General features: G+C 70.3%; 27 protein-coding genes. 11 read left to right on the top strand and 16 right to left on the bottom strand.

The genetic code is table 11. The annotated features are described in order from the left end of the window. Nucleotides 1–63: 63 nt before the first annotated feature. Genes FNF32_RS10030 through FNF32_RS10020 form a run of 3 tightly spaced genes read left to right on the top strand, consistent with a single transcriptional unit; the run spans nt 64 to nt 3,565 of the window. Nucleotides 64–1,884 carry a M3 family oligoendopeptidase gene (locus FNF32_RS10030; protein ID WP_131673163.1) on the top strand — a complete coding sequence of 607 codons (1,821 nt, stop codon included), beginning with the start codon at nt 64–66 and terminating at the stop codon, nt 1,882–1,884. Then, nucleotides 1,881–2,390, top strand: coding sequence for a GNAT family N-acetyltransferase (locus FNF32_RS10025; RefSeq protein ID WP_131673164.1), 510 nt, complete (start codon nt 1,881–1,883; stop codon nt 2,388–2,390). The genes FNF32_RS10030 and FNF32_RS10025 overlap by 4 nt, the downstream gene beginning before the upstream one ends. Then, the gene (locus FNF32_RS10020) at nt 2,387–3,565 is read left to right on the top strand and encodes a dipeptidase (RefSeq protein ID WP_131673165.1); all 1,179 of its coding nucleotides are present in this window, start codon (nt 2,387–2,389) and stop codon (nt 3,563–3,565) included. Before FNF32_RS10025 ends, FNF32_RS10020 begins: the two co-directional genes overlap by 4 nt. 32 nt (nt 3,566–3,597) lie before the next feature. On the opposite strand, the gene FNF32_RS10015 is transcribed toward FNF32_RS10020, so the two are convergent. The 4 genes from FNF32_RS10015 to FNF32_RS10000 form a co-directional block, all read right to left on the bottom strand. Further along, nucleotides 3,598–5,196, bottom strand: coding sequence for a calcium-binding protein (locus tag FNF32_RS10015; RefSeq protein ID WP_131673166.1), 1,599 nt, complete (start codon nt 5,194–5,196; stop codon nt 3,598–3,600). Nucleotides 5,197–5,262: 66 nt separating this feature from the next. Next, nucleotides 5,263–6,327, bottom strand: a complete 1,065-nt coding sequence (locus tag FNF32_RS10010) for a 5-(carboxyamino)imidazole ribonucleotide synthase (RefSeq protein WP_131673167.1) — start codon at nt 6,325–6,327, stop codon at nt 5,263–5,265. Then, the gene (purE, locus tag FNF32_RS10005; RefSeq protein WP_131673168.1) at nt 6,320–6,805 is read right to left on the bottom strand and encodes a 5-(carboxyamino)imidazole ribonucleotide mutase; all 486 of its coding nucleotides are present in this window, start codon (nt 6,803–6,805) and stop codon (nt 6,320–6,322) included. Before purE ends, FNF32_RS10010 begins: the two co-directional genes overlap by 8 nt. Before the next feature lie 91 nt (nt 6,806–6,896). Next, nucleotides 6,897–7,115, bottom strand: a complete 219-nt coding sequence (locus tag FNF32_RS10000; protein ID WP_131673169.1) for a YdcH family protein — start codon at nt 7,113–7,115, stop codon at nt 6,897–6,899. Between the two features lie 190 nt (nt 7,116–7,305). Between FNF32_RS10000 and FNF32_RS09995 the strand changes: the two genes are divergently transcribed. Both FNF32_RS09995 and FNF32_RS09990 read left to right on the top strand, forming a co-directional pair. Further along, nucleotides 7,306–7,728 carry an Hsp20 family protein gene (locus FNF32_RS09995; RefSeq protein ID WP_131673170.1) on the top strand — a complete coding sequence of 141 codons (423 nt, stop codon included), beginning with the start codon at nt 7,306–7,308 and terminating at the stop codon, nt 7,726–7,728. Nucleotides 7,729–7,741: 13 nt separating this feature from the next. Further along, nucleotides 7,742–7,969: a DUF1150 family protein gene (locus FNF32_RS09990; RefSeq protein WP_131673171.1), complete on the top strand. Its 228-nt coding sequence runs from the start codon at nt 7,742–7,744 to the stop codon at nt 7,967–7,969. Here the strand turns inward: FNF32_RS09990 and FNF32_RS09985 are convergent. The 4 genes from FNF32_RS09985 to trxB all read right to left on the bottom strand — a co-directional run bounded on the left by FNF32_RS09985 (nt 7,956) and on the right by trxB (nt 12,745). Then, nucleotides 7,956–8,939 (bottom strand): glycosyltransferase family 8 protein, encoded by a 984-nt coding sequence (locus FNF32_RS09985; protein ID WP_131673172.1) that lies wholly within the window; start codon nt 8,937–8,939, stop codon nt 7,956–7,958. The genes FNF32_RS09990 and FNF32_RS09985 overlap by 14 nt on opposite strands. Continuing rightward, a complete protein-coding gene (locus FNF32_RS09980; protein WP_246087767.1) occupies nt 8,906–9,694 on the bottom strand; it encodes a hypothetical protein in 789 nt (262 codons plus the stop codon). The genes FNF32_RS09985 and FNF32_RS09980 overlap by 34 nt, the downstream gene beginning before the upstream one ends. Nucleotides 9,695–9,857: 163 nt before the next feature. After that, the gene (locus FNF32_RS09975; RefSeq protein ID WP_131673173.1) at nt 9,858–11,567 is read right to left on the bottom strand and encodes a bifunctional sulfate adenylyltransferase/adenylylsulfate kinase; all 1,710 of its coding nucleotides are present in this window, start codon (nt 11,565–11,567) and stop codon (nt 9,858–9,860) included. Between the two features lie 176 nt (nt 11,568–11,743). After that, nucleotides 11,744–12,745 carry a thioredoxin-disulfide reductase gene (gene trxB, locus FNF32_RS09970; protein WP_131673174.1) on the bottom strand — a complete coding sequence of 334 codons (1,002 nt, stop codon included), beginning with the start codon at nt 12,743–12,745 and terminating at the stop codon, nt 11,744–11,746. Between the two features lie 154 nt (nt 12,746–12,899). Between trxB and FNF32_RS09965 the strand changes: the two genes are divergently transcribed. Further along, the gene (locus tag FNF32_RS09965; protein WP_131673175.1) at nt 12,900–13,400 is read left to right on the top strand and encodes an Lrp/AsnC family transcriptional regulator; all 501 of its coding nucleotides are present in this window, start codon (nt 12,900–12,902) and stop codon (nt 13,398–13,400) included. Between the two features lie 18 nt (nt 13,401–13,418). Here FNF32_RS09965 and pgeF read toward each other — a convergent pair whose 3' ends face one another. Genes pgeF through lgt form a run of 3 tightly spaced genes read right to left on the bottom strand, consistent with a single transcriptional unit; the run spans nt 13,419 to nt 16,106 of the window. Beyond that, a complete protein-coding gene (gene pgeF / locus FNF32_RS09960; RefSeq protein WP_131673176.1) occupies nt 13,419–14,183 on the bottom strand; it encodes a peptidoglycan editing factor PgeF in 765 nt (254 codons plus the stop codon). After that, complete coding sequence (locus tag FNF32_RS09955) at nt 14,167–15,225, bottom strand: class I SAM-dependent methyltransferase (protein ID WP_131673177.1); 1,059 nt, start codon at nt 15,223–15,225, stop codon at nt 14,167–14,169. Before FNF32_RS09955 ends, pgeF begins: the two co-directional genes overlap by 17 nt. Continuing rightward, nucleotides 15,222–16,106 (bottom strand): prolipoprotein diacylglyceryl transferase, encoded by an 885-nt coding sequence (gene lgt / locus FNF32_RS09950; RefSeq protein ID WP_131673178.1) that lies wholly within the window; start codon nt 16,104–16,106, stop codon nt 15,222–15,224. Before lgt ends, FNF32_RS09955 begins: the two co-directional genes overlap by 4 nt. A gap of 213 nt (nt 16,107–16,319) precedes the next feature. Between lgt and FNF32_RS09945 the strand changes: the two genes are divergently transcribed. Then, nucleotides 16,320–16,583 (top strand): accessory factor UbiK family protein, encoded by a 264-nt coding sequence (locus tag FNF32_RS09945; protein ID WP_131673179.1) that lies wholly within the window; start codon nt 16,320–16,322, stop codon nt 16,581–16,583. Between the two features lie 4 nt (nt 16,584–16,587). On the opposite strand, the gene FNF32_RS09940 is transcribed toward FNF32_RS09945, so the two are convergent. After that, the gene (locus tag FNF32_RS09940; RefSeq protein ID WP_131673180.1) at nt 16,588–16,893 is read right to left on the bottom strand and encodes a DUF6476 family protein; all 306 of its coding nucleotides are present in this window, start codon (nt 16,891–16,893) and stop codon (nt 16,588–16,590) included. On the opposite strand from FNF32_RS09940, the gene FNF32_RS09935 reads away from it, so the two are divergent. From FNF32_RS09935 to FNF32_RS09925, 3 genes are all read left to right on the top strand, one after another. Then, complete coding sequence (locus FNF32_RS09935; RefSeq protein WP_131673181.1) at nt 16,892–17,926, top strand: RluA family pseudouridine synthase; 1,035 nt, start codon at nt 16,892–16,894, stop codon at nt 17,924–17,926. The two genes, FNF32_RS09940 and FNF32_RS09935, sit on opposite strands and share 2 nt — an antisense overlap. A 65-nt stretch (nt 17,927–17,991) precedes the next feature. Continuing rightward, nucleotides 17,992–18,897: an RNA polymerase sigma factor RpoH gene (gene rpoH / locus FNF32_RS09930; protein WP_131673182.1), complete on the top strand. Its 906-nt coding sequence runs from the start codon at nt 17,992–17,994 to the stop codon at nt 18,895–18,897. Between the two features lie 222 nt (nt 18,898–19,119). After that, the gene (locus FNF32_RS09925; RefSeq protein WP_131673183.1) at nt 19,120–20,157 is read left to right on the top strand and encodes a hypothetical protein; all 1,038 of its coding nucleotides are present in this window, start codon (nt 19,120–19,122) and stop codon (nt 20,155–20,157) included. Nucleotides 20,158–20,302: 145 nt separating this feature from the next. Here FNF32_RS09925 and FNF32_RS09920 read toward each other — a convergent pair whose 3' ends face one another. The 3 genes from FNF32_RS09920 to FNF32_RS09910 all read right to left on the bottom strand — a co-directional run bounded on the left by FNF32_RS09920 (nt 20,303) and on the right by FNF32_RS09910 (nt 22,653). Beyond that, entirely contained in the window at nt 20,303–21,436 is a 1,134-nt protein-coding gene (locus tag FNF32_RS09920) for an SPOR domain-containing protein (RefSeq protein ID WP_185961916.1), read from the bottom strand. A gap of 99 nt (nt 21,437–21,535) precedes the next feature. After that, on the bottom strand, nt 21,536–22,174 hold the full coding sequence (gene upp, locus FNF32_RS09915) for a uracil phosphoribosyltransferase (RefSeq protein ID WP_131673185.1): 639 nt from the start codon (nt 22,172–22,174) through the stop codon (nt 21,536–21,538). Nucleotides 22,175–22,251: 77 nt separating this feature from the next. Further along, nucleotides 22,252–22,653, bottom strand: coding sequence for a cytidine deaminase (locus FNF32_RS09910; RefSeq protein WP_131673186.1), 402 nt, complete (start codon nt 22,651–22,653; stop codon nt 22,252–22,254). Nucleotides 22,654–22,775: 122 nt separating this feature from the next. Here FNF32_RS09910 and FNF32_RS09905 point away from each other — a divergent pair, with 122 nt between their 5' ends. Further along, nucleotides 22,776–25,058 carry an NADP-dependent malic enzyme gene (locus tag FNF32_RS09905; protein ID WP_131673187.1) on the top strand — a complete coding sequence of 761 codons (2,283 nt, stop codon included), beginning with the start codon at nt 22,776–22,778 and terminating at the stop codon, nt 25,056–25,058. 25 nt (nt 25,059–25,083) lie between these two features. Here the strand turns inward: FNF32_RS09905 and aroA are convergent, their stop codons facing one another. Beyond that, nucleotides 25,084–26,415 carry a 3-phosphoshikimate 1-carboxyvinyltransferase gene (gene aroA / locus FNF32_RS09900; RefSeq protein ID WP_131673188.1) on the bottom strand — a complete coding sequence of 444 codons (1,332 nt, stop codon included), beginning with the start codon at nt 26,413–26,415 and terminating at the stop codon, nt 25,084–25,086. Nucleotides 26,416–26,505: the final 90 nt, after the last annotated feature.

Below are 26,505 nucleotides of genomic sequence, written 5' to 3'. Positions count from 1 at the left end.
TTGAACCCGGTCCTCCAAAGGTCCAAGTGTTGCCCGCATGATCCCAACGCGCAGGAGCAGCCGATGACCCGCACCCCCGTCCGCGATGCCGAGAAGCCTGGTGCCACCGACGCGACCCTGGGCAAGCTGCCGGACTGGGACTTGTCGGACCTTTATCCCGCCCCTGACGCGCCGGAACTCACCCGCGACCTGGCCGAGGTGGAAGCCGCCTGCGCCCGCTTCGCCGCCGATTACGAAGGCAGGCTGGCGGACCTGTCGCCCGCCGGAATGCTGGAATGCATCGAACGCTACGAGCGGATCGACCTGATCTCCGGCCGGCTCATGTCCTATGTGGGCCTGCGCTATTATCAGGACACGATGGACGCGCGCCGGGCCAAGGCGCTTGGCGACCTGCAGGCGAAGCTCACCGACTTCTCGACCCCGCTGGTGTTCTTCAGCCTCGAGTTCAACCGCATCCCCGAAGATGTCTATCAGCGCGTGTTCACCGCGCTCGACGGCCCCGCCCGCTACAAGCCGGTGTTCGACCGCATGCGCGCCCTGCGCCCCCACCAGCTGTCGGACGAGCTGGAACGGTTCCTGCACGACAACTCGGTCGTGGGCGCCGCGGCGTGGAACCGGCTTTTCGACGAGACGACGGCGGCGCTGACGTTCGACGTGGACGGCGAGACGATGGGGCTGGAAGCCACGCTGAACCTGCTGACGGACCACGACCGCACCCGGCGCGAGGCGGGCGCGCGGGCGCTGGCGCGGGTCTTTGGCGACAACGTCAAGCTGTTCGCGCGCATCCACAACACGCTCGCCAAGGAAAAGGCGGTCGAGGACAAGTGGCGCCGGATGCCCACGCCCCAGACCGCGCGCCACCTGTCGAACCACGTCGAGCCCGAGGTCGTGCAGGCGCTGCGCGATGCCGTCGTCGCGGCCTATCCGCGCCTGTCGCACCGCTACTACCGCCTGAAGGCGCGCTGGCTGGGTCTCGACAAGCTCCAGGTCTGGGACCGCAACGCGCCGCTGCCCACGGAAGCCCCGCGCACCATCGGCTGGGACGAGGCGCGCAGCACGGTGCTGGACGCCTACGCGGGTTTCGACCCGAAGCTCGCCGACCTGGCGCTGCCGTTCTTCGATCATGGCTGGATCGACGCGGGCGTGAAGCCGGGCAAGGCGCCGGGGGCTTTCGCGCATCCGACCGTGACGACCGTGCATCCCTACGTCATGCTGAACTATCTCGGCAAACCGCGCGACGTGATGACGCTGGCGCATGAACTGGGCCACGGCGTCCACCAGCGGCTGGCCGCGGAACAGGGCGAACTGCTGTCGTCCACGCCCCTGACGCTGGCCGAAACCGCAAGCGTCTTTGGCGAGATGCTGACCTTCCGGGCGCTCCTGGCCAACACCTCCGACCCGGTCCAGCGCAAGGCGCTGCTGGCGGGCAAGGTCGAGGACATGATCAACACGGTCATCCGCCAGATCGCCTTTTACGACTTTGAATGCCGCCTGCACGCCGCCCGCGCCGAAGGCGAGCTGACGCCCGACGACATCAACGCGATCTGGATGGAAGTGCAGATCGAGAGCCTGGGCGACGTGTTCGAGTTCATGCCGGGCTACGAGACGTTCTGGACCTACGTCCCGCACTTCGTCCACTCGCCGTTCTACGTCTATGCCTACGCCTTTGGCGACGGGCTGGTGAACGCGCTCTACGCGGCCTACGAGGATCAGCCGCAGGGCTTCCAGGACAAGTATTTCGACATGCTGCGCGCGGGTGGGTCCAAGCACCATTCCGAGCTGCTGCGGCCCTTCGGCCTGAACGCGGCCGATCCGGCGTTCTGGAACAAGGGCCTGTCCATGATCGAAGGCTTCATCGACGAGCTGGAAGCGATGGAGCAATGAGGGACGCCCCCGTCCCGGCTGCCGCCGCCCCGCCCGGCCAGGGTGCAATCACGCTTGCGCCCTGCCCGCCCGCGCGGCTCGACCGCTTGGCCGCGCTGCGCCAGTTGCCGGGGCAATACGCAGGCGACGGCGCCGAGATGATCCTGGACGACACGCCCGGCATCTCGTTTCACGAGATCAGGCGCGGCAACCGGGTGGTCGGCTGCTTCAAGCTCGACCCGCTGTTCCATCAGCGCCACGATTTCGCCCGGGCCGACAGCATCGGCCTGCGCGGCGTGCTGGTGGATGCGGCGGCGCAGGGCAGCGGGATTGGACGGCTGGCGCTCGCGCAGCTGCGCGGCTACGTGCGCGCGCGCTTTCCCCGCGCCCGCGAGGTCGTGCTGACGGTCAACCACCTCAACCCCGGCGCGCGGGCGCTGTATCTCGCATCCGGCTTCCGGGACGAGGGCGAGGATTTCCTTGGCGGCACGCGCGGCCCCCAGCACATCATGAGGCTTTCCCTATGAGGCGACTAGGACGGATCTTCCGCTGGCTGCTGCTGCTGGCCGTGCTTGCCGTGATCGCGGTCCTCGTGTTCGCGCCGCGCTACATCGCGGGCGCGCAGAACCCCGTGGACCGCAGCAAGGACTGGCCGGTGTCGGAACAGGCCCGCGCGCTGCACCGGCGCCTCGTCATCGGCGACCTGCACGCCGACCCGCTGCTCTGGGACCGCAACCTCGTCCGCGAGCGGTCCGAGGGTCACGTGGACCTGCCGCGCCTCGACCGGGGAAACGTGGCCGTCCAGGTCTTTACCACCGTCACGAAAAGCCCGTCCGGGCAGAATTACGACAGCAACAGCGCCGACACCTCGGACAACATCACGCCGCTGGTGATCGCGCAGCTGCGCCCGGTGCAGTCGTGGTTCAGCCTCAAGGAACGCGCGCTGGACCAGGCCCACCGGCTGACCCGGATGGCCGAGGCGAACCCCGACCTCGTGCGCGTGATCCACAGCCGCGCGGACCTCGACAAGCTGCTGGCCGACCGCGCCGCGGGCGCCCGCGTCGTCGGTGCCGTCCTTGGCATGGAAGGGGCGCACCCGCTGGAAGGCCAGATCGCCAATCTGGGCGTGATGGAGGGGGCGGGCTTCCGCCTGATCGGCCTGACGCATTTCTTCGACAACGAAACCGGCGGCTCGCTGCACGGCGAAAGCAACCAGGGGCTTACCGCGTTCGGGCGCGAGCTGGTGCAGCGCATGGTCGATCAGGACATCATCATCGATCTGGCCCACGCCTCGCCGCAGATGGTCAGCGATGTGCTGGCGATGCCCGGCACGCGGCCGATGCTGAGCCATACCGGCATCCGCAGCGTCTGCGACAATCACCGCAACCTGCCCGACGACCTGATGCAGCAGATCGTGGCCAAGGGCGGCATCGTCGGCATCGGCTTCTGGGAAGAGGCGACCTGCGACGACACGCCGACCGGGATCGCCCGCTCGATCAAGGGCGGCATCGACGTGCTGGGCGAGGACGCCGTGGCGCTGGGGTCGGACTTCGACGGCGCGGTCAAGACGCGCATCGACGCGGCCGACCTTCCCGCGTTGACGCAGGCGCTCATGGACGAGGGCCTGACCGAGGCGCAGATCGCCAAGGTCATGGGCGGCAACATGATGCGCTACCTGTCGGAAACGCTGCCGGCGGGCTGAGCGGGGGCGCGGGGGACGCCGCCGGGCGTCCCTTACATCGCGTCGGGCGGCACGACCGCCGCCGACAGGTCGCCCCCGGCCACCGCCGACACGCCGCGCAGGAAGGCGACCGCTTCGTCGCGCCCTTCGATGCCGACGTAAAGCCCCGACCCGTCATCCGCGGCCCAGGTCCGCAGCAAGGGCGGCGCGCTGCCCAGCGGGCCCGCGACGTGGATCCCCAGCCGGTCCTCGCCCGGGGTGAAATCGGTCACGGTCACCACCCCGCCCGCATCGCCGGGCAGGGTTTCGTCCAGTTGGACAAAGGCCTCGTCCGAGCCTTCACCCAGCATCGCCACGTCCCCGCCGCTCAACGTCAGCGTGTCGTCACCCGCGCCGCCGTCCAGTGTCGCCGCATCGTCGACGAGGATGCGGTTCGGGTCCGGGCCCAGGTCCAGCGTAAGATAGCCGTCGTCCAGCACGTCGTCGCCGTCGCCGCCCAGAAGCGTGTCGGCGCCGTTCCCGGCCACGATGGTGTCGCCGCCCGCCCCGCCCCGCAGCAGGTCGTCGTCCGAGGCAAAGCGGAACGGCGCGCCGGTGAACGGCCGCCCGTCGGGGCCGTCCAGAAGCTGGTCGCTTCCGTCGCCGCCGTCGATCCTGTCCGCGCCCGAGCCGCCGAAGATGCTGTCGTCGCCATCGCCGCCATCCAGCCTCAGGCGGCCCAGCGGACCGGACGTGCGCGCGGCGTCGATGACGTCGTCGCCGGCGCCCGCATCCACGCGGTCGGTCAGCGTGGCCCCCAGCGGATCGTCCCCGGCCCAGGGGTGGAACGGATAGACGTCGACATGGTCATCGCCTTCGGTGCCGGTGCGGGTTGCTCCGTCCCGCAGGAAGCCCTGCGGGAAGCTGTCTGCGGTCAGCGCGTGGGTGCCCTGCAGCCGCATCAGCGGCGCATCGGGATCGCCCAGCAGCGTCTCGGTCGAGCCGTCGGCATGGGTGACGACCGTGCTGCGGACGAGCCCGTCGTGCAGATCGGCCTCGTCCACGCCGTTTAGCAGGATACGGTCGTGGGCCGGGTCGAAGTCTGTGATGACGGGCGCGTCGTCGCGCGACAGCGCCGTCGCCCCGCCCGTCACGCCAAAGATATCCGCGCCGTCGCCGCCGGTCATCGTCGCCACCCCGCCGTGGTCGTAGACCAGGACGTCATCGCCCGCGCCGCCGTCAAGCGTTCCGCAGCCCGCGATGGTGTCGTCGCCGTCGCCGCCCCGGACCATCAGCCCGTCGCCGGTCTCGCCCAGATCGCGCAGCACGTCGTTTCCCGCGCCGCCGAGAACGGTCGAATGATCGCCCACGTAGCGCACCGTGTCGTCGCCCGCGCCCGCGTCGATGTGATCGTCGCGGGTGCCGCTGCTGCCCGAGATGTCGTCGTCGCCGTCGCCGCCCAGCACCGTATCCGCGCCGCCAAAGCCCAATATCGCGTCGGCACCCGCGCCCGCGTCGATCAGGTCGGGCGCGGGCGTTCCCTGCAACGCGTCCGCGCCGTCGGTGCCCGGGATCGCCGCCTGATCGTCCCCATCCTCGTCGGAGCCGCCGCCCCCAAGGCCCGAAAGAGCAAAGGCGAGCGGCAACAGGCTGAGCAGCAGCATACCCTGCATGGCAAATCCCCGTGGTGCTGAAATGTCGGCGCCAGCCTGCCAGCGCGTCCGGGGGCCGTCAACGGATCAGCCGGTCCGCACGATCCGGTTGACGTGGCCCATCTTGCGGCCGGGCTTCACCTCGGACTTGCCGTACAGGTGAACCTGCGTGTCCGGCGCGCGCAGCAGGTCGGGCAGCCGGTCGGTGTCGGCGCCGATCAGGTTTTCCATCACCACGTCCGCATGACGCCGCCCGTCGCCCAGCGGCAGGCCCGCGACCGCGCGGACATGCTGTTCGAACTGGTCCACCGCGCAGCCGGCCTGCGTCCAGTGGCCCGAGTTGTGGACCCGTGGCGCGATCTCGTTCACGACCAGCCCGGCTGGCGTCACGAACAGCTCGACCCCCATCACGCCCACATAGTCGAGCGCGGACACGATCCGCGACGCGATGAGCACCGCGTCCTGCACCAGCCGCGCGGGCAGTCCGCAGGGAACGGTGGTGCGGCGCAGGATCCCGCCCTCGTGCAGGTTCAGGCCGGGGTCGAAGGCGGCGACCGCGCCGTCGGTCCCGCGCGCGACGATGACGCTGATCTCGGCGCTGAAATCGACGAAGCCCTCCAGCACAGATGGCGCGTTCACCCGCGCCCAGGCGGCGGCCATGTCGTCGCCGGTGGCCAGCCGCAGCTGCCCCTTGCCGTCATAGCCCAGACGCCGCGTCTTCAGGATCGCGCGGTCATGCCCCGCCATCGCGGCGTCAAGGTCGGCCGCGCTGTCGATCCGCGCATAAGGCGCGGTCGCAAGGCCCAGGCCGGAGAGGAAGTCCTTTTCGTCGATCCGGTCCTGGCTCACGGCCAGCGCGCGGCGGCCGGGGCGGATCGGGACGATGGATTCGATCAGGTCGAGCGCGGCGGCCGGCACGTTCTCGAACTCGTAGGTGACCACATCGACCGCGCGGGCAAAGGCGCGGATCGCGGCCTCGTCCTCGTACGGGGCGGTCGTCACCCGTGCGGCCACGTCGCCCGCGGGCGCGGCGCCGGGTTCGTAGACGTGGCAGCGATAGCCGAGCCGGCTTGCCGCCACCGACAGCATCCGGCCCAGCTGCCCGCCGCCCAGAATGCCGATGGTCGCGCCGGGTGCCAGCGCCTCAGTCATCCGAAGGCTCCTCGGGGATCGATGCGGAGAGCGCGGCGCGCCAGGCGTCAAGCCGGGCCGCCAGCGCCTCGTCCCCCAGCGCGAGGATCGCGGCCGCCATCAGCCCGGCATTGGCCGCCCCCGCCGCGCCGATCGCCATCGTGGCGACGGGATAGCCTTTGGGCATCTGAACGATCGAATAAAGCGAATCGACACCAGCCAGCGCCTTGGTCTGGACCGGCACGCCGATCACCGGCAGCCGTGTCTTGGACGCCATCATGCCGGGCAGGTGCGCGGCCCCGCCCGCACCCGCGATGATGACCCGCAGCCCGCGATCCGCCGCCTCGACCCCGTAGCGCCACAGGCGATCGGGGGTGCGATGGGCGCTGACGATCCGGGATTCGCAGGCGACCCCCAGCTCGTCCAGGATCTGCGCGGCCTCGCGCATGGTGGCCCAGTCGGACTGGCTGCCCATGATGATGCCGACGCGAACCGTCATCCTTGCCCCTTCCGGCGGTGAAGGCGGCATATTAGCGCGGGTTCCGGCGCGCGCAATCCGGCCGACAGGTCACGCCCCAACGAAAGGGCGGTCAGGCGATGATGTCGGGCGTCAGCTCGTCCTCGAGCCGGGCGATCTGGTCCTTGAGCGCCAGCTTGCGCTTTTTCATCCGCGCCAGCGTCATCGTGCAGACGACGCCCCCGGTCCCAAGCTGCCCGATCGCCTCGTCCAGTTCGCGGTGCTGGCGCCGCAGCCCCGACAGGCGGGTGCGGGCGATCTCGTCATGCGACATCTCGTAGTGCGCGTTCATGGGGCAGTCCGCCTTGGTGCCCGGCCGTCGATCCGGCCGGGAGAGACCTCATCCTAGCCGGACTCGCATGAAATCGTGAACAAAATCTTGCGGTTCTTGCGACGACGCGGCCGCGCACCCATATTTCCCCCGTCGGGTCGCCGCATCAGGGGCCCGGCACGGATGAAGTCGCTGCGCGAAGGACTTGCACATGTCGAAAACGGGGCCGGGCACGGGGCTGGGGACGCACCCCTACCTGCTGGGGTTCGACCAGCTCGAACGGCTGGCCGAACGCGCCGCGAAGGGCGCCGAGGGCTATCCGCCCTACAACATCGAACATCTCGCCCCCGACGGGTTCCGCATCACGCTGGCCGTGGCGGGCTTTGCCGAGGCCGACCTGTCGATCACCGTCGAGGACCGCCAGCTGGTGATCCGCGGCCGCCAGGGCGACACTGCGGACGAGCGCGTGTTCCTGCATCGCGGCATCGCCTCACGCGCGTTCCAGCGCAGCTTCGTGCTGGCCGAAGGGATCGAGGTCGAGGCTGCGGCGTTGGAAAACGGGCTGCTTCACATCGACCTGCGCCGGCTCAAGCCGAACACCATCGTCAAGACCATACCGATCAGCCGCACGTGAAAGGGGATCGACAATGAACATGAAGCATGAATTTCCCGAAGCCGCCGAAGGCAACGTCGTCTATGTCCGCCGCGTGGACCTGACCGACCTGCCCGAGGATGTGCGCAGCCAGGTGCCCGACGCCGACGCGCTGTATGCCGTCCACGGCGTCGATGGCGAGCGGCTGGCGCTGGTGCGCGACCGCAACCTCGCCTTCGTGCTGGCGCGGCAGAACGAACTGCAACCCGTCAGCGTCCACTGACCTTCGGCGGGCGCTCCGCCGCAAGGTAGGGGCGCACGAAACGCCCTTCCATCAGTGCCGCGACCGCCAGCCGGTCGCGGTATTTCTTTCGCCCCGTCAGCAGGCCAAGCGCGATGCGGCGATTGCGGTTCAGGGCCGACAGGCGGCTTTTCAGGGACACCGGCGGCAACGGCGGCATGAACGCGGCGATCCGGTCCGCGTGCACATGCCAGATCCCGCCCATCTTCGCATGCGCGCGCCAGGGCTTCTGGTTGACGACGTAATGGGCGACGACCAGCCGCGCGGGCAGCGTCGCGGGCGTCCAGGCGGCGGGGTCGGTGAACACGTTGAACTCGGGGGGCAAGGGCAGGATGCGGCCGGCGCAGGCGATGTTGACGGCCGACTGATCCTCGGCCCGCACCGGGCGCGCGGGGTCCGACAGCAGCGCGATGCACTGCCCGGCCACGTCCTCGCGCCGCCAGACGGGCAGGTTCATGACCAGAAGCCCCGCGTTCACGTAGCGCCCGCGCGGCACGCCCGTCGCGGCAAGCTCGCGCGCGTCGGGGCTGGGATCGGGCACCGCCGCAATGGGGTGGTCGCCAAGGTCCATTCCCCCCAGCGGCGCGAGCGAGCCGGTCACGGCCATGTCGCAATCCATGTAGATCACCCGGTCCGCGTCCGGCATCAGCCCGGGGATCAGAAGCCGCAGAAAGGTGCTTCGGGTCAGATGCGCGCGCAGGACCGGCAGCGCGGCCAGCCGCGCCTCGTCGATCGCGATCCGCGTGAGCGCGACCCCAAGCGCGCGCCCCAGCCCGTCGATCCGGTCGCGGTTCGCGGCCGAAATCCCCATGTCCAGCACGGTGAACCGCGCGCCCGGATTGTGCCACGCGGCCGAAGCGATCAGGACCAGCACGCCGGGCGCGTAGTTGTCATCCGCGCCGGTGACGACATGCAGCGTCATCCCTGCCCGTCCCACGCGCGCCTGAGCCATGTCACGTCGCCGATCCGGCGATACCAGCGCCCCCCGCGCCCCGCCAGCACGTCGGCCATCTTGGGGCTTCCGGCGAACAGGACGATCCGCGCGTCATCGGGACAGCGCGGATCGCGCAGGTAGCTGCGGATGCCGCGCCCGACGCAGTGGTTCTTGAAGCTGGCGCACCAGCCGGGCGGCCAGTAGGACAGCGCGCCCCGCTGGTCCAGGATGTCGCTGACCATCTGCTGCTCGTGTTCGTAGCGCGCGGCGGCTGCCGCCGGATCGGCGAGATAGGTTTCCAGCACCTCGGGATGGCTGCCGACGACGAACCGGAACACCGAGGTGTTGCCCACCATGTGCAGGAACCGGTCGCGCCTGCGCCGGACTCGCCGCAGCCGCTTGGGGCGGAACAGGTCGTCGTCGCGGATGATGCAGACGTCGCCCGGATGCGCGAAAAACGGGTCGAGCGGCCCGGTAACGACGAGATCGAGGTCCAGAAACAGCGCCGTCCCCGCCAACCCGCCGAGATCGCGGCGGAACAGGGCGAGCTTCTGCCAGCGGCTGTCGCCGCTGCCGGGGGGCAGGCCCAGGTCGGGCAGCGGCCGCGCCTCGACGCCGGGGTGCAGGCCCGAGGGATCGTCGGTGAAGCAGATGAACCGATGGGGCCGGGACAGGTGGCGGCGCACCCCGCGCGCAAGGTTGTTGACGTCGCGCGCGCCGTAAAGCGTGCCCCATTTCATGCACAGGATGAGGACCGGGGCCTGTCTGCCCACGGCATCCCGTTGGGCGTCCGGGTCGGCCTGTCGGGGTGTCATGGGGTTCGACATGGCGCGGCCCTGAAAGACGAAAGCGTCCCCCGGTGTGTCCGGGGGACGCCTGCATTGTCAACCGCCGACGGGCGCGGGCAGCCCGCGGCGCAGGCCCGGCGCGAAAGGCTCAGGAAAGCCCGATCAGCCCCATCTGTTCCAGCTTCAGCAAGACCTGGTGCGCGGCGTTGTCCACGTCGATGTCGGACGTGTCCACGCGCAGCTCGGGGTTCAGCGGCTCCTCATAGGGGTCCGAGATGCCCGTGAACTCCTTGATCTTGCCCTCGCGCGCCTGCTTGTAGAGGCCCTTGCGGTCGCGGCGCTCGCATTCCTCGATGGGGGTCGCGACGTGAACCTCGACGAAGGCGCCGAACGCCTCGACCATCTCGCGGACGGCGCGGCGAGTCGCGGTGTAGGGCGCGATCGGCGCGCAGATGGCGATGCCGCCGTTCTTGGTGATCTCGGACGCGACATAGCCGATCCGCTTGATGTTGATGTCGCGGTGTTCCTTGCTGAACCCCAGCTCGGACGACAGGTGCTTGCGGACCACGTCGCCGTCGAGAAGCGTCACCGGACGGCCGCCCATCTCCATCAGCTTGACCATCAGCGCGTTTCCGACGGTAGACTTGCCCGACCCGGAAAGCCCGGTGAAGAACACCGTGAAGCCCTGCCTGTCGCGCGGGGGCGAGGTGCGGCGCAGCTGCTTCACGACTTCGGGGAAGCTGAACCATTCCGGAATGTCGAGCCCTTCGCGCAGGCGGCGGCGCAGTTCGGTCCCCGAGATGTCAAGGATCGTGGCGCCCGCCTCGACCTCGTCGCGCGGCTCGTACTGGGCCCGTTCCTGAACGTAGACCATCTGCTTGAAGTCCACCATCTCGACGCCGATCTCGGCCTGGTTCTGGCGGAAAAGCTCCTGCGCGTCGTAGGGGCCGTAGAAATCCTTGCCCTGGCTGTTCTTGCCGGGCCCGGCGTGGTCGCGGCCGACGATCATGTGGGTCAGACCGTGGTTGCGGCGGATGATGCCGTGCCACACCGCCTCGCGCGGGCCCGCCATGCGCATCGCCAGGTTCAGCAGCGACAGATGGGTGGTCGCGGCCGGATACTTGTCCAGCACCGCCTCGTAGCAGCGGACGCGGGTGAAATGGTCCACGTCGCCGGGCTTGGTCATGCCGACGACCGGGTGGATCAGCAGGTTTGCCTGAGCCTCGCGCGCGGCGCGGAAGGTCAGTTCCTGGTGCGCGCGGTGCAGCGGGTTGCGAGTCTGGAAGGCGACGATGCGGCGCCAGCCCATCTTGCGGAAGAACGCGCGCAGTTCGTTCGGCGTGTCGCGCCGCGCCTTGAAATCGTAATGCGTCGGCGCCTGGATGCCGGTGATCGGACCACCCAGATAGACCGGACCTGCCACGTTGTGCAGGTAGTTCACCGACGGGTGCGCCACGTCGTCGGCGCCAAAGACCTTTTCCGCCTCGACCGACTTGTTGGGCGTCCACTTGTCGGTGACCGACAGGATGGCAAGGATCACGCCTTCCTGGTCGCGCAGCGCGATGTCGGTGCCGGGTTCGACCTGGCCCGCGAACGCCTCTGACACGTCGAGCGTGATCGGCATCGGCCACAGATCGCCCGAGGTCGTGTGCATGTCGTTCACGACGCCGTCATAGTCGGCTTCGGTCAGAAAGCCCTTCAGCGGGTAGAAGCCGCCGTTCATCAGCAGTTCAAGATCGCACAGCTGGCGCGGCGTCAGGTCCCACGACGGCATCTCGCCCGCCGCGGCCTTCAGCTTCTGCGCCGAATCGGCGTTGACGTAGAGTTCCGGGATCGGGGTCAGATTGGACTGCGTCATGGCGAAACTTCAGTTGTTGCTGGGAAGGGCCGGCGGTGAACGCGCGCCACCCGCCCCTTACGCGGCTCACGCCATGCGTGCAACCGCCGAGCGAACGCGGCGGAACTTCGTCGGCGCGCTGTGGCGCGGAGGATTGCGTCGCGCGGCCCCGGTCGGGCGCGAACGCCCCGGGCGGATCAGCCCGCGACGATCTCGGCCATCGCCGGCGCGTCCGGGCCGGCCTCGGCCTCGCCCTGCGATGCAAGCCAGTGCTCGGCGTCCAGCGCCGCCATGCAGCCCATGCCCGCACTGGTGACGGCCTGACGGTAGGTGTCGTCGGTCAGGTCGCCCGCCGCGAACACGCCCGGGATCGCGGTGCGGGTGGTGCCCGGCGCCACCTCGACATAGCCGCCGTCGCGCAGCGGCAGCTGGCCCGCGACCAGTTCCGACGCGGGCGTGTGGCCGATGGCGACGAACAGCCCGTCGGCGTGAACCACCTGCGTGCTGCCGTCGGCGGTGGATTTCAGCCGCACGCCGGTCACGCCCAGCGGCGCCTCGGTCCCCAGCACCTCGTCAACCTCATGGTTCCAGATCACCTCGACGCGCGGGTTGCGGAACAGGCGGTCCTGCATGATCCGCTCGGCCCGCAGGCTGTCGCGGCGATGGACCAGCGTCACCTTGGTCGCGAAATTGGTAAGAAACAGCGCCTCTTCCACCGCCGTGTTGCCGCCGCCGACGACCACGACCGGCTTGCCGCGGTAGAAGAACCCGTCGCAGGTCGCGCAGGCGCTGACGCCGAAGCCCTGGAACTTCGATTCCGACGGCAGGCCCAGCCAGCGCGCCTGCGCGCCCGTCGCAAGGATCACCGCGTCGGCGGTCAGCCGCGAGCCGCTGTCGCAGTCGACGGCAAAGGGCCGCTGCTGCAGGTCGAGCCGGGTCACGAGGTCGGTGACGATCTCGGCCCCCATCGCGCGGGCATGATCCTCCATCCGCTGCATCAAGGCCGGGCCTTCGACGGCGGTATCGCCCGGCCAGTTTTCCACGTCGGTGGTGATCGTCAGCTGCCCGCCCGGCTGGATCCCCTGGATCAGCACCGGCTGCAGCATCGCGCGCGCGGCATAGACCGCGGCCGTGTAACCCGCGGGCCCCGAACCGACGATAAGAAGGCGGACATGGCGTGGTGCGGCGGTGTCGGTCATCGGAACGGGCCCTGTGAGTTGCAGGAATGCGTGATCCGGCACAGCTATGCGCCCTGACGCCGCCGCGCAACATCGCAGCCGTGATGAGAAAGATTATTGCGCGATCGCCGCCCCGTGACTAACTGGCCGGAACGATCAACGGGCCGAGGACGACATGGCGGGTGCGAAGCTGGACGAGATCGACCGCCGTATCCTGGCCGAGTTGCAGGCGGACGGGCGGATGACCAACGTCGAGCTGGCGCGCCGCGTGGGCATATCCGCGCCGCCCTGCCTGCGCCGCGTCCGCACGCTCGAGGAGCAGGGGTTCATCCGTGGCTACCACGCCGACATCGACGCCCGCGCCATGGGGTTCGAGGTCCATGTCTTCGCCATGGTTCGCCTGGTCAGCCAGTCCGAGCGCGACCTTTCGGCGTTCGAGCAGCGCGCCCGCGACTGGACCCTGGTTCGCGAATGCCACATGCTGAATGGTGAGGTCGATTTCATCCTGAAATGCGTGTCGTCCGACCTGTCGAGCTTCCAGCGCTTCCTGACCGATCAGCTGACGGCGGCGCCGAACGTCGCGTCGGTCAAGACCTCGCTGGTGATCCGCGACGCAAAGGACGAGCCGGGCGTGCCCTTCGATGTGGTCGAGGCGCGGGCGCGGGCGGGGCACTGACGGGCGGGCCGCCGTGCCCTACAGCGAGATTGCCGAGATCAGCCTGCCGTAATCGGCTTCGTGCAGATGGGTGCTGCGGCGATAGCTGAAGAACCGCTCGGGGTCGGAATAGGTGCAGTGGCCCGACCATTCCGCCTCGACCCCCAGGTCGCGCAACCGCGCGACGCCGAGCGCGGGCAGGTCGAACATCGGCCGCCCGTTCGGCCCGCCCGAGAAAAAGCGGCTGCTTTCGGGATCCTCGACCAGGAAGCGGTCCATGAAGTCCTCGCCCACCTCATAGGCGCGCTGGCTGATCGACGGGCCCACCACCGCGCGGATGCGGGTCGCGCCGAGCGCGCGCATCGCGGCGACGGTGGCGTCCAGGATGCCGCCCAGCGTCCCCTTCCAGCCCGCATGCGCGGCGCCGATGACGCCCGCCTCGGGGTCGGCGAACAGCACCGGCTGGCAGTCGGCGGACAGGACCGCGATCGCAATGCCCGGCCGGGCCGTGACCAGCGCGTCGGCGCGGGTTTCGGCAAGCGCCGCCACGTCCAGGTCGCCGTCTAGCGTCACTACCACGTCGGAATGGACCTGATGCACGGTCGCAAGCCTGCCCGCCGCGACGCCCATCGCGTCGGCCACGCGGCTGCGGTTAACCGCCACGGCGTCCTGCTGGTCCGACGATCCGCGCCCGCAGTTCAGCCCCGAAAACAGCCCCGACGACGCCCCACCCTTGCGGGTGAAGAAGCCGTGCCGCACCGGCGCGAGCGCGGGATGGGTCAGGATTTCAAGCGTGGGCTGCATGATCCTCCAATCCGGCGAAACCCGGCGGGGCGGGTGCGTGTCGCGGCCAGATCGCCATTGCCTTGAACAGGTGCCCCATCGCGGCGGGGTCGGTCAAGCGGTGAAGCGCGTCCGCCGCGCCCGCGTCCCCCGCCTGCGCAAGGCGCGCGGCCCGTGCCTCGATCCCCAGGGCGCGCAGCCATTGGCCCTGCGGCACGGGGGCCGAAACGGCGGCGCCCGCGTCCATCGACGCGGCCGCGAGCGGCGCGAAATCGACGTGCGAGGTCAGGTCGGCCTCGCCCGGGTTGGCCAGCGGATCCTCGAACCCGTGCCGGCGCAGCGCCTGCAGGCTGTCGCCGCGCCCATCCCAGGTGCCGTAGTCGACAAGGATCGCGACCCCGCCCCGCGCCACGATCCGCCGCGCGACCTCGGCCACGACGGCGGCCGCGCCGGGCCGGTCCTCGAACACCTCGCCCAAGGCCCCTTCACGCGGCAGGTCCACGGGGGCGGCCAGCGCGAAGCCCAGCGCACCGTCCCGCACCGTCACCATGCGTTCGGCCCAGCCGCGCTCGACCCGCACGAACTGGCGGATCGGCAGCGCGTCCAGAAACTCGTTTGCGATCAGGAACAGCGGCGCGTCGGGCAGGTCCGTCACGCTGTCCAGATGCGCAACCGGCCCCAGCGCCTGTGCCTGCACCTGCCGCAGATGCGGCGACGCCTCGACCAGCGACAGGCGCGCGGCGTCGGCAAAGCCCGGAACGGCCCGCGTCGCGCGGCGGATGTCGGCCATCAGCGTGCCCCGTCCCGGCCCGATCTCGGCCAGCGTGAACGGCGCGGGCGCGCCCTGGTCCAGCCACGCCTGCGCCAGCGCAAGGCCCGCAAGCTCGCCGAACATCTGGCTGATCTCGGGCGCGGTGGTGAAATCGCCCGCCGCCCCGAAGGGATCGCGGGTGCTGTAATAGCCGTGTTCGGGATGCAGCAGGCAGGTCTGCATGTAGTCGTCGAGCCGCATCGGGCCGTCGCGGGCGATCCGCGCGGCGATCAGGCGGCCAAGCGGCGTCACGGCGCGCGCATCCCGGTCCGCCGCAAGGCCCACAGGATGAAGCCCGCGCCGACGACCACCATAGGCAGCGACAGAAGCTGCCCCATCGTCACGCCCCAGACCGGACCGCCCAGCACGTGCCCCAGCGGATTGTCGGGGGTGATGAAGCGCGCGTCGGCCTGGCGGAAGAACTCGACCACGAAGCGCGCCAGACCGTATCCCGCAAGGAACACACCCAGCGCCAGACCGGGACGGCCAAGTCCGCCGCGCCGCACCAGCCACACAAGCGCGATCAGCAGCAGCACGCCTTCCAGCGCGGCCTCGTAAAGCTGGCTCGGATGGCGGGCGCAGGCCATCGTCGCCGTGGCGCAGGCCTGCGCGGCCTCGCCCGGAAACACCACGCCCCAGGGCAGGTCGGTCGGGCGGCCCCACAGTTCGGCGTTGATGAAGTTCGCGACCCGCCCCAGCCCCAGCCCGACCGGGGTGGCGACCGCAAGCGCATCGGCAAGCCTGAGCGGCGGGATCGCGTTCCTGCGCGCGAACACCCAGGCGGCCAGCACCACGCCCAGGAACCCGCCGTGAAACGACATGCCGCCCTGCCAGACGCGCACGATCTCGGCCGGGTGGGCGAGGTAGTAGTCCGCCTCGTAGAACAGGACGAACCCCAGCCGCCCGCCAAGAACCACCCCGACGACGATCCAGGTCATCAGTTCCTCGACCTGCTCGGCCGCCATCGGCGCGCGGTCCCCCCAGAGCGCCGGCCTGCGCATCAGCGCCACCATGATCCGCCAGCCGGCCAGCAAACCGACCAGATAGGCCAGCGCATACCAGCGCAGCGCGAACTCTCGCCCCGCCACGGTGATGGAAAAGATTTCAGGCGAAATGTCGGGAAACGGGATCATGCGGGCTGTTCGGTCCGGTCGGGGGTGATCCGGGCTGCGGTCGGATGTGCGGCCGGGATCGGTCGGGGGCACGCTTGGACGCCGGGGGGCCCCAAGTCAACGCCTGCCGCCGCCGGACAGCCGGCGCGGGTGCACCCTTTGGTGCATTGAAGCGAGGGGCGGCCGGGGCCATATAGGCGCTGACATCCGCATCCGCCGGCGTAAGGACCAGCCATGACCCAGCAGAACCGCCTGTTCGACGATCTTTCGCGCCTGATGACGAACGCGGTCGGCGTGGCGCAAGGCGCCCGCGACGAGGCCGAGACGGCGTTCAAGGGCGTGATCGACCGGTGGCTCGCCGACCGCGACTTCGTCACCCGCGAGGAGTTCGAGGCGGTGCGCGAGATGGCCGTGAAGGCGCGGACGGAAAACGCCGAGCTGCGGGCGATGATCGACGATCTGAAGCGGCCCGACCACGGCGCGACCCCGCCGGGCTAAGGGTTCAGTCGGCGGGCACGCGGCGTTTCAGCGACCCGTCGCGGGCGAACAGCAGGATCTCGCCCGCGTCCGTCACCACCACCGTCCAATCGCGGGCGAAGGTGACGGCGGCGGGCGACGTCCCAGCGGGCAGCGCGATGCCGGCGGGCAGCACCGGCAGCGGCGGTTCGGACAGGCGCAGCCACAGGATCGCCGCGATCGACGTCACGCCCAGCACCATCGCCCCCGCAAGCACCGTCACCAGCACCCGTAACCAGCGCAGTTCCGGCACTTTCGCCGCATCGCCGTCGCGCGTATCGTCCTGAGCCATGCCCGACCTGTTCCTCACCATCCCGGACGACCCGCCCGACCGCGTTGATAAGGCGCTGACGCTGGCTGCGCCAGACGACGCGGCGCTGTCGCGGTCACGCCTGGCCCGGCTGATCGCCCAAGGCGCGGTCCATGGCCCCGCGGGGCCTGTGCGCGACGGCAAGGCCCGACCCACGGCGGGCGAAACCTACCGCATCGCCCTGGGCGACCCCGCCCCGGTCGAGACCCTGCCCGAGGCGATCCCGCTGGCGGTCGTTTACGAGGACGACGAGCTGATCGTCATCGACAAGCCCGCCGGCATGGTCGTCCACCCCGCGCCGGGCAGCCCGTCGGGAACGCTGGTGAACGCGCTTCTTGCCCATTGCGCGGGCAGCCTGTCGGGGATCGGCGGCGAGGCGCGGCCGGGAATCGTTCACCGGATCGACAAGGACACCTCGGGCCTGCTGGTCGCGGCCAAATCCGACCGCGCGCACCAGGGACTGGCGCGGCAGTTCGAGGATCACAGCGCCGCCCGCCGCTATCTCGCGCTGGCGCACGGCACGATCGATCCGGCCGACGCCCGCCTGCGCGGCCTGCCCGGCGTCGCGTTCGAGCCGGGCGGCGTCCTGCGGATCACGACCAGGCTCGGCCGCCACCCGACCGACCGCCAGCGCCAGGCGGTCAGCTTTGACCGTGGCCGCCACGCGGTCACCCGCGCGCGGATGCTGGAACGCTTCGGTACGCCGCCTTCGGCGATGCTGGTGGAATGCCGGCTGGAAACCGGCCGCACCCACCAGATCCGCGTGCATCTGGGCCATTGCGGGCTGGGGCTGATGGGCGATCCGACCTATGGCGGCGCGCGCAAGGCGTCCACCAAGGCGCTCGGCCCCGAGGCCGCGGCGGCCGTGCAGGCGTTTCCCCGGCAGGCGCTCCACGCGGCGCAGCTTGGCTTCGCCCACCCGGTCACGGGCAATTGGTTGGACTTCGACAGCCCCATGCCGCAAGACATGGCGGCTTTGCTGCAAACTCTGCATGCAGGAACCCCCGGCGGCTGAGGGCGTTCGATCAGGCCCCGCCCCCTCCCCCGGCACCCATCCGCACGCACCCGCCAAGGACCGTCATGGCAAACTACACCGGCCTTCCCGCGCCAAGCCCCGAACAGGGGATGAACCGCTACCTGCAGGAGATCCGCAAGTTCCCCCTGCTGGAACCGGAAGAGGAATACATGCTCGCCAAGGCCTGGGTCGATCACCAGGACAGCGAGGCCGCGCATCGTCTGGTCACCTCGCACCTGCGGCTCGCGGCCAAGATCGCAATGGGCTATCGCGGCTACGGCCTGCCGCAGGCCGAGGTGATTTCGGAAGCGAACGTGGGCCTGATGCAGGCGGTGAAACGCTTCGACCCGGAACGCGGCTTCCGGCTTGCGACCTATGCGATGTGGTGGATCCGCGCCTCGATCCAGGAATACATCCTGCGGTCGTGGAGCCTCGTGAAGATGGGCACGACCTCGGCCCAGAAGAAGCTGTTCTTCAATCTTCGCAAGGCCAAGGCCAAGCTGGGCGCGCTGGAGGAAGGCGACCTGCGTCCCGAGAACGTGAAACAGATCGCCCACGACCTGAGCGTGACCGAGCAGGAAGTGATCGAGATGAACCGCCGCCTCGCCGGCAGCGACGCTTCGCTGAACGCGACGGTGGGGTCGGCGGACGGCGATTCCACCGCGCAGTGGCAGGACTGGCTGGAGGATGAAAGCGCGGACCAGGCGTCGGATTTTGCCGAGGCGGACGAGCTGGAAACCCGCCGCTCTATGCTGACGGCGGCAATGGACGTGCTGACCGATCGCGAGCGCGACATCCTGATGGAACGGCGCCTGCGCGACGATCCCCTGACGCTGGAAGAGCTGTCGGGCCGCTACGAGGTCTCGCGCGAGCGCATCCGCCAGATCGAGGTCCGCGCCTTCGAGAAGCTGCAGGACCGGATGCGCGATCTGGCCCGCGACCGCGGCATGACGATCTCGCATGAAGGCTGAGGTCGCGGCCATTGCGGGCGCGTGCGCCGTCGCCGTATCCTGACGGCGCGGCGCGTAGGGGTCACACGGGCGCACACGGGGCGGCACGAGGGGCGGCATGGCAGGACAGCGGCAGGGCGGACGCGACCGGCGGAACGATCGGTGCGCGGGCTTTGGTCGCACGGGTTTCGGTGCCGTCGCTGCGTTGCCTAAGACGCCGTCGCCGCAGCCGGACGGCGCATCGTGACGGTGCTCAGCGCGTTCCAGCGGCTTGAATCGCCCGGCGTCTGGCGCGAGGGCCCGGGTGCGCGGCTGCAGGACGTGGTCGTGTCGGTCGGCGACGCGACGCTGGTGCTGAGCGATCCGCGGTCCGAGCGGCCGCTCTCACACTGGTCGCTGCCTGCGGTCACGCGGCTGAACCCCGGGCAGCGTCCCGCGATCTTCGCCCCCGGCCCGCCCGACAACGACGAGATCCTGGAAATCGACGACGAGCTGATGATCTCGGCGATCGAAAAGGTTCATCTCGCGATCCGCGCGAGCCGCCCCCGGCCCGGCCGCGTGCGCGGCGGGCTGGTCGCGCTGGCGGCGCTGGCGCTGCTGACGGCGGGCATCGTCTGGCTGCCCGACGCGGTGATCCGCCACGCGGCGCTGATCGCGCCGCCCGCGCAGCGCGACGCGGTCGGTCGCCAGATCCTCGCGCAGTTGCAGGTCTCGACCGGCGCGCCTTGCGCGCGGGCGGCGGGTTCGGCGGTGCTGGACCGGGTCGCGCAGCGCACGCTCGGCCCCGACAGCCGGGTTCTGGTACTGCCCACGACGCTGCGCGGCGCCCGCGCGCTGCCGGGCAAGCTGATCGTCCTTGGCAACGAGCTGGTTGCGGGCCAGGCCGCCCCCGAGGTCGCGATCGGCCACGTGGTCGCCGCGCAGGTGGCGGCCGAGGGTCAGGACCCGATGGCCGGCGCGCTTCAGTTCGCGGGTTTTGGTGCGGCGGTGACGCTGCTGACGTCGGGCGCACTGCCCGACGCGTCGCTTGCGGGCTATGCCGAGCAGCTGCTGTCGCACCCGCCCGCGCGCGCGCCCGACGACGCGCTGCTGGCCGCGTTCCAGAAATCCGGCATTCCAAGCACGCCCTACGCCCGCTCGATCGACCCGAGCGGCGAATCCGTTCTGGGGCTGATCGAGGCCGATCCGTTCCGCATGGGCGCGCCCGATGCGCCGGTCCTTAGCGACGGCGAATGGGTGCAGTTGCAGCGCATCTGCGACCCCGATCCGCCGCCTGCCTGAGCGCCGCCCGTCTGGTCGCAGTCCGGCTGACCGCAGTCCGTCTGGTCGCAATCCGGTCGAGCGCGGCCGGTCCGATCGCAAACCGCCCGAGCGCAGGCCCGCGCACGGTGCTGCCAGGGGCTGGTTCGGACGGGTTACCAAACGATCAGCGCGGATAGGCGTCGGGAAACCCGCCCCGGCGCACCCGGTCCAGCGCGCGGACGATCCCCTGCCTGCTGTCGAACGGCCCCGCCATGATCGTCTGCAACTGCCGCCCCCGCACCGCCGTCTGCCCCTGCGACACCGGCAGCCCCATCGACGACAGGCGCTTCGCCGCCCGCCGGGCGTTGTCCGGGTCCCCGAACATGCCCACCTGCACGAACCGCGCCCCCGCCGGGATCATCGCCGTCGAGAACGCGCCCGCGCCGGGGTTAGCCTTGAGGTCGGGACGCGACTTCGTCTGCTTTACCGCGCGGGTCGTCGGCGCAACGCGACCCGAGCGACGATCCGCGGCCTTGTCCGAGGCTCGTTCCGCAGCGGCTGCCTTGACACCGGAGTGGATTGTCTGCGGCGCAACGTCAGCTGGTTCCACCGCTGCTACCCGGCGACGACCGGCCAGCACATCGTCCATCCCCCCGCACATGCCCAGCGTGTCCGGCGCACCCAGAGTGCCGGTCGTTCCGGCATTCGCGCCCAGCAGTTCGCACAATTCGGCCGAGTGGTCGCCCGCACCTGCGCGGGCGATGCCGGCCCGCAACCGGGGCGCCGCCGCGATGCTTGCGGCAAGGGTGCTCGTTGGGTCGGGCAGTTCCCCTGGCGCTGCCGCGACGGGAAGCGGGGACGGATCATGCGCTCCCGTCGCCATCGTAGATCCCGTCGGCCCTGTCGACGGCCCGTCGCGCTCGCCACTGCTCTGTGCGCCTGCCAGTTCGCCGGTTTGAAGCCCGGCCATTACCGTCTCCGTCAGTTCGCGGCGGATGCGGGTGCCTTCGTCCTCGACCGTGTCGGGGAACAGCGGCGTCAGCCGGTCCGGGCCCGTTCGGCGGGCCGAGAAGGTCGGGGGATAGCCGCAGATCGGCGAGCCGTCGCGGGCCTGCCGCGCGTCCCAGACCCCGTCGCCGCGCACGAAGACGCAGCCCGCGCTGTCGATAAACTGCCCGCCCGTGAAATCGGCCGGCGGCGGCTCGGCCGGGCGCCCCCCGGCCACCGTCGCACCTGCGACGGGCCCTGCAGCCGCCCCGTCCGCATGCCCCGCCTGACAGGACAGCAGCAGCGCCCACGTGCCGGCGATCGCCGCCATCAACGCGCCCAGTCCGTTCACCCGCATGATGCCACCCGATTCGCCAACCCTTTTCCCGACGCTACGGGGTGAGCAGCTAATTCCGGGTTAAGGCCGCCACTATTTCGTGCCGAACATGCGGTCGCCCGCGTCGCCAAGGCCCGGCAGGATGTAGCCTTGCTCGTCCAGCCGCTCGTCCAGCGCGGCGGTGAAGATCGGGACGTCCGGGTGCGCCTCGCGCATCCGCGCCACGCCCTCGGGCGCGGCCAGCAGGCACAGGAAGCGCAGGTTCCGTGCCCCCGCTTTCTTCAGCAGGTCGATCGCCGCGGCCGAGCTGTTTCCCGTGGCCAGCATCGGGTCCACCACGATCACCATCCTCAGGTCCAGATCGGCCGGGACCTTGCTGTAATACTGCACCGGCTGCAGCGTCACCGGGTCGCGGTACAACCCGATAAAGCCCACCCGCGCCGCCGGGATCAGTTCCAGGATACCGTCCAGAAGCCCGTTCCCGGCCCGCAGGATCGAGATCAGCGCAAGCTTCTTGCCCTCGAGCACCGGGGCCTGCATCGGGCACAGCGGCGTCTCGATCTCGGTCGTGGTCAGGTCCAGCTCGCGCGTGACCTCATAGGCCAGAAGCAGGCTGATTTCCCGCAGAAGCTTGCGGAACCCCGACGTCGAGGTGCGCTTGTCGCGCATGATCGTCAGCTTGTGCTGGACCAGCGGATGATCGATCACGGTAAGATGCGGGGCGTCGGTCATGCGAGGGTCCTTGCAGGCGGGCGATGCGCCCTTGATGCCCGATCGGGCGCGATCAGCCAAGCGGCCGCCACACCCCGTCACTGGGGCGCGACATCCGCCATGTGGGTCGCGTCGAACCGGCCCGGCAGCAGGTCGCCGATGGTGGTCGCAAGGGTCTGCCCGCCGGTCGTCGCCAGCAGCACGGGCACGTTGGCGTCGCCGAACTCGGCCAGCTTCTGGCGGCAGCCGCCGCAGGGCGGGATCGGCTTGCCGCTTTCGGCGATGACGCAGACCTCGACCAACTCGGTCTCGCCCCCCGCCACCATCGCGGCGATGGCGCCGGCCTCGGCGCAGGTGCCCTCGGGATAGGCCACGTTCTCGACGTTGCAGCCGACGTAGACGACGCCGTTGCGGCCCCGGACGGCGGCGCCGACCTTGAAGCGGGAATAGGGGGCGTAGGCCAGTTCCCGCACCTTGCGGGCCTCGTCGATCAGCGTCACGGGGGGAAAGCTCCTTTCAGGCAGGGAAAGCGGCGCGCGACCGGGACCGGACTGCGCGCTACGGGGTTGGACGTGCCGGCGAACGGGTCTAGCCTTCGACCAAAGCATAAACGAGGGCAGGAATGGACGAACGGCGGCAGGACACGGCACGGCAGGCGGCGCTGGATTACCACGAATTTCCGCGCCCGGGAAAGCTGGAAATCCGCGCAACGAAGCCGCTCGCGAACGGCCGCGACCTGAGCCGCGCCTATTCCCCCGGCGTGGCCGAGGCCTGTCTTGAGATCAAGGCCGACGCCGCGACCGCCGCCCGCTACACCTCGCGCGGGAACCTCGTCGCCGTGGTCAGCAACGGAACGGCGGTGCTGGGCTTGGGCAACATAGGCCCCCTCGCCTCGAAACCGGTGATGGAGGGCAAGGCGGTCCTGTTCAAGAAGTTCGCCAACATCGACTGCTTCGACATCGAGGTGAACGAATCCGACCCCGAGCGGCTCGCCGCCATCGTCCGCGCGCTCGAGCCGACCTTCGGCGCGATCAACCTGGAAGACATCAAGGCGCCCGACTGCTTCGTCGTGGAAAAACTGTGCCGCGAGTCGATGAACATCCCCGTCTTCCACGACGACCAGCACGGCACCGCCATCGTGGTCGGCGCGGCCGCGACCAACGCGCTGCTGGTCGCGGGAAAGCGGTTCGAGGACATCAAGGTCGTCTCGACCGGCGGCGGCGCGGCGGGGATCGCCTGCCTCAACATGCTGCTGAAGCTGGGCGTCCGGCGCGAGAACGTGTGGCTGTGCGACATCCACGGCCTTGTCCACGCGGGCCGCGAAATCGACATGAACGCCGAAAAGGCGGCGTTCGCGCAGATGACCGACCTGCGCACGCTCGACGACGTGATCGACGGCGCGGACCTGTTTCTGGGCCTTTCCGGCCCCGGCGTGCTGGCGCCCGGCATGGTCGCGCGGATGGCATCGCCGCCGATCGTCTTCGCTCTCGCCAACCCCCGGCCCGAGATCATGCCCGAGGAGGTGCGCGCCGCCCGCCCGGACGCGATCATCGCCACCGGCCGCAGCGACTATCCCAACCAGGTCAACAACGTCCTGTGCTTCCCCTTCATCTTCCGCGGCGCGCTGGACGTGGGCGCGACGCGCATCAACGACGAGATGCAGATCGCCTGCGTCGAAGGCATCGCGGCGCTGGCCCGCGCCACCACCAGCGCCGAAGCCGCCGCCGCCTACAGCAGCGAGCGGCTGAGCTTCGGCGCGGACTACCTGATCCCCAAGCCCTTCGACCCGCGCCTGATCGGCGTCGTCGCCACCGCCGTCGCCCGCGCCGCGATGCAGTCGGGCGTGGCCGCGCGGCCCGTGGCCGACCTCGACGCGTACAAGCGCAATCTGGACAGCTCGGTCTTCCGCTCGGCCCTCATCATGCGCCCTGTGTTCGAGGCGGCGGCGACCGCCACCCGCCGCATCGTCTTTGCCGATGGCGAGGACGAGCGGGTCCTGCGCGCCGCCAACGCCATGCTGGAAGAAACGACCGAGGTGCCGATCCTCATCGGACGCCCCGACGTGATCGCGACGCGCTGCGAACGCGCGGCCCTGCCGATCCGGCCGGAAACCGACTTCGAGATCGTGAACCCGGAAAGCGACTCGCGCTACCGCGACTACTGGGAAACCTATCACCGGCTGATGGCCCGGCGCGGCGTCACCCCCGACGTCGCGCGGTCGATCATGCGGACGAACACCACCGCGATCGGCGCGATCATGGTTCACCGGAACGAGGCCGACAGCCTGATCTGCGGCGCGGTCGGGCAGTTCTCGTGGCATCTGGACTTCATCCGGCAGGTGCTGGGGCGCGACGGGCTGGACCCGATCGGGGCGCTGTCGATGATGATCCTGCAGGACGAGCCGATCTTCATCGCCGACACGCAGGTGAACCACGACCCGACCCCCGAACAGGTTGCCGCGTCCGCGGTGGGCGCCGCCCGCCACGTCCGCCGCTTCGGCCTAACGCCGAAGATCGCGCTTTGCTCGCATTCGCAGTTCGGCAACCTCGACACCTATTCGGGGCGCAAGATGCGGGCCGCGCTGGCGCTGCTGGACGCGGCGCAGGTCGATTTCATCTACGAGGGGGAGATGCACGTCGACGCAGCACTCGACCCGTCGGTGCGGGAACGGATCTTCCCCGGCTCGCGGCTGGGCAATGACGCGGCGAATGTGCTGATCTTCGCGGGCTCGGATGCGGCCTCGGGGGTGCGCAACATCCTGAAAACTCGCGCCGAGGGGCTGGAGGTCGGGCCGATCCTGATGGGGATGGGCAACCGCGCCCATATCGTGACGCCCTCGATCACGACGCGCGGGCTGCTGAACATCTCGGCCCTCGCGGGCACCCCGGTCGACCATTACGGCTGACCGACGGCAAATCGGGGGCGGGCACTCAGCCGATATCGGCCCCGAGCGCCCGCATCAGCGGCAGGAAGTCCGGAAAGCTCGTCGCAATCGGGCCCGCGTCGTCCACCGTGACCGGATCGCGCGCCGCCATGCCGAGGACGAGAAAGCTCATTGCGATCCGGTGGTCGAGATGGGTCAGGCAGGTCGCCCCGCCCCGAACCTCGCCCGTGCCGTGAACGGTCAGGCTGTCCCGCGTCTCCTCGACCTTGACCCCGTTCGCCTTCAGGCCGCGGGCCATCGCGTCGATGCGGTCGCTTTCCTTGACCCGCAGCTCGGCCACGCCGTGCATGACCGTGGTGCCCTGAGCCAGCGCCGCCACCACCGACAGGATCGGGAACTCGTCGATCATGCTCGCGGCGCGCTCGGGCGGGACCTCGACCCCGCGCAGGGCCGAATGGCGCACGACCAGGTCCGCGACCGGCTCGCCGCCCTCCTCGCGCTCGTTTTCCCAGGTCAGGTCCGCGCCCATTTCGGTGAGCGTGACGTAGAACCCGTCCCGCGTCGGATTGCGGCTGACGCCCGGCACCCGAGTCTCGGACCCCGGCACCAGCAGCGCCGCCGCCACCGGGAACGCGGCCGAGCTCGGGTCGCGCGGCACCGCCACCGCGTGCGCCCGCAATTCGGGCTGGCCGGTCAGGGTGATGACGCGGCCCTCGTCCGTGATCTCGGTGCGGATGGTGGCGCCGAAGCCCGCAAGCATTCGTTCGGTATGGTCGCGCGTGGGCTCCGCCTCGATCACCACGGTCTGCGCGGGCGCGTTCAGCCCGGCCAGCAGCACCGCCGACTTGATCTGCGCACTGGCGACGGGCGTCGCATAGCGCACCGGCACGGGATCCGCCGCGCCCAGGATCGTGACCGGCAGCAGCCCGCCCCCGCGCGCCGTCACCTCGGCCCCGAACAGCCGCAGGGGATCGGTGATCCGCCCCATCGGCCGCCGTGACAGGCTGGCGTCGCCGGTGAACGTCGCAACGATCGGCGTCGTCGCCATCGCCCCCATGATGAGCCGCACACCGGTCCCGGAATTGCCGCAGTCGATCACGCCCGCAGGCTCGGCGAACCCGCCGACGCCCACCCCGTGAACCGACCACGCACCCTCGCCCAGCCGCTCGACCTCGGCCCCGAACGCCTGCATCGCGCGCGCGGTGTCCAACACGTCCTGCCCTTCCAGAAGCCCCGTGATCCGCGTCTCGCCCACCGACAGCGCGCCGAGTATCAGCGCCCGGTGGCTCACTGACTTGTCGCCGGGCACCCGCGCCTCCCCCCTCAGCGGTCCGGCGCGGCGGGCGGTCAACGGCGTGGGTTCTGCGTCGTGCGGCATGGCGGCTCCTCGTGTTCGGGCGCGACACTAGCGCGGGCGGCGCGGCCCTGCCATCTTCTGTCCCGAAATATCCCCGCCGGAGGCGCCGCG

This window comes from Paracoccus marinus (assembly GCF_007018965.1).
Taxonomy (GTDB): Bacteria; Pseudomonadota; Alphaproteobacteria; order Rhodobacterales; family Rhodobacteraceae; genus Paracoccus; species Paracoccus marinus.
Note: the sequence above shows the minus strand (reverse complement) of the source record. Positions and strands in the feature narration are given on the sequence as shown.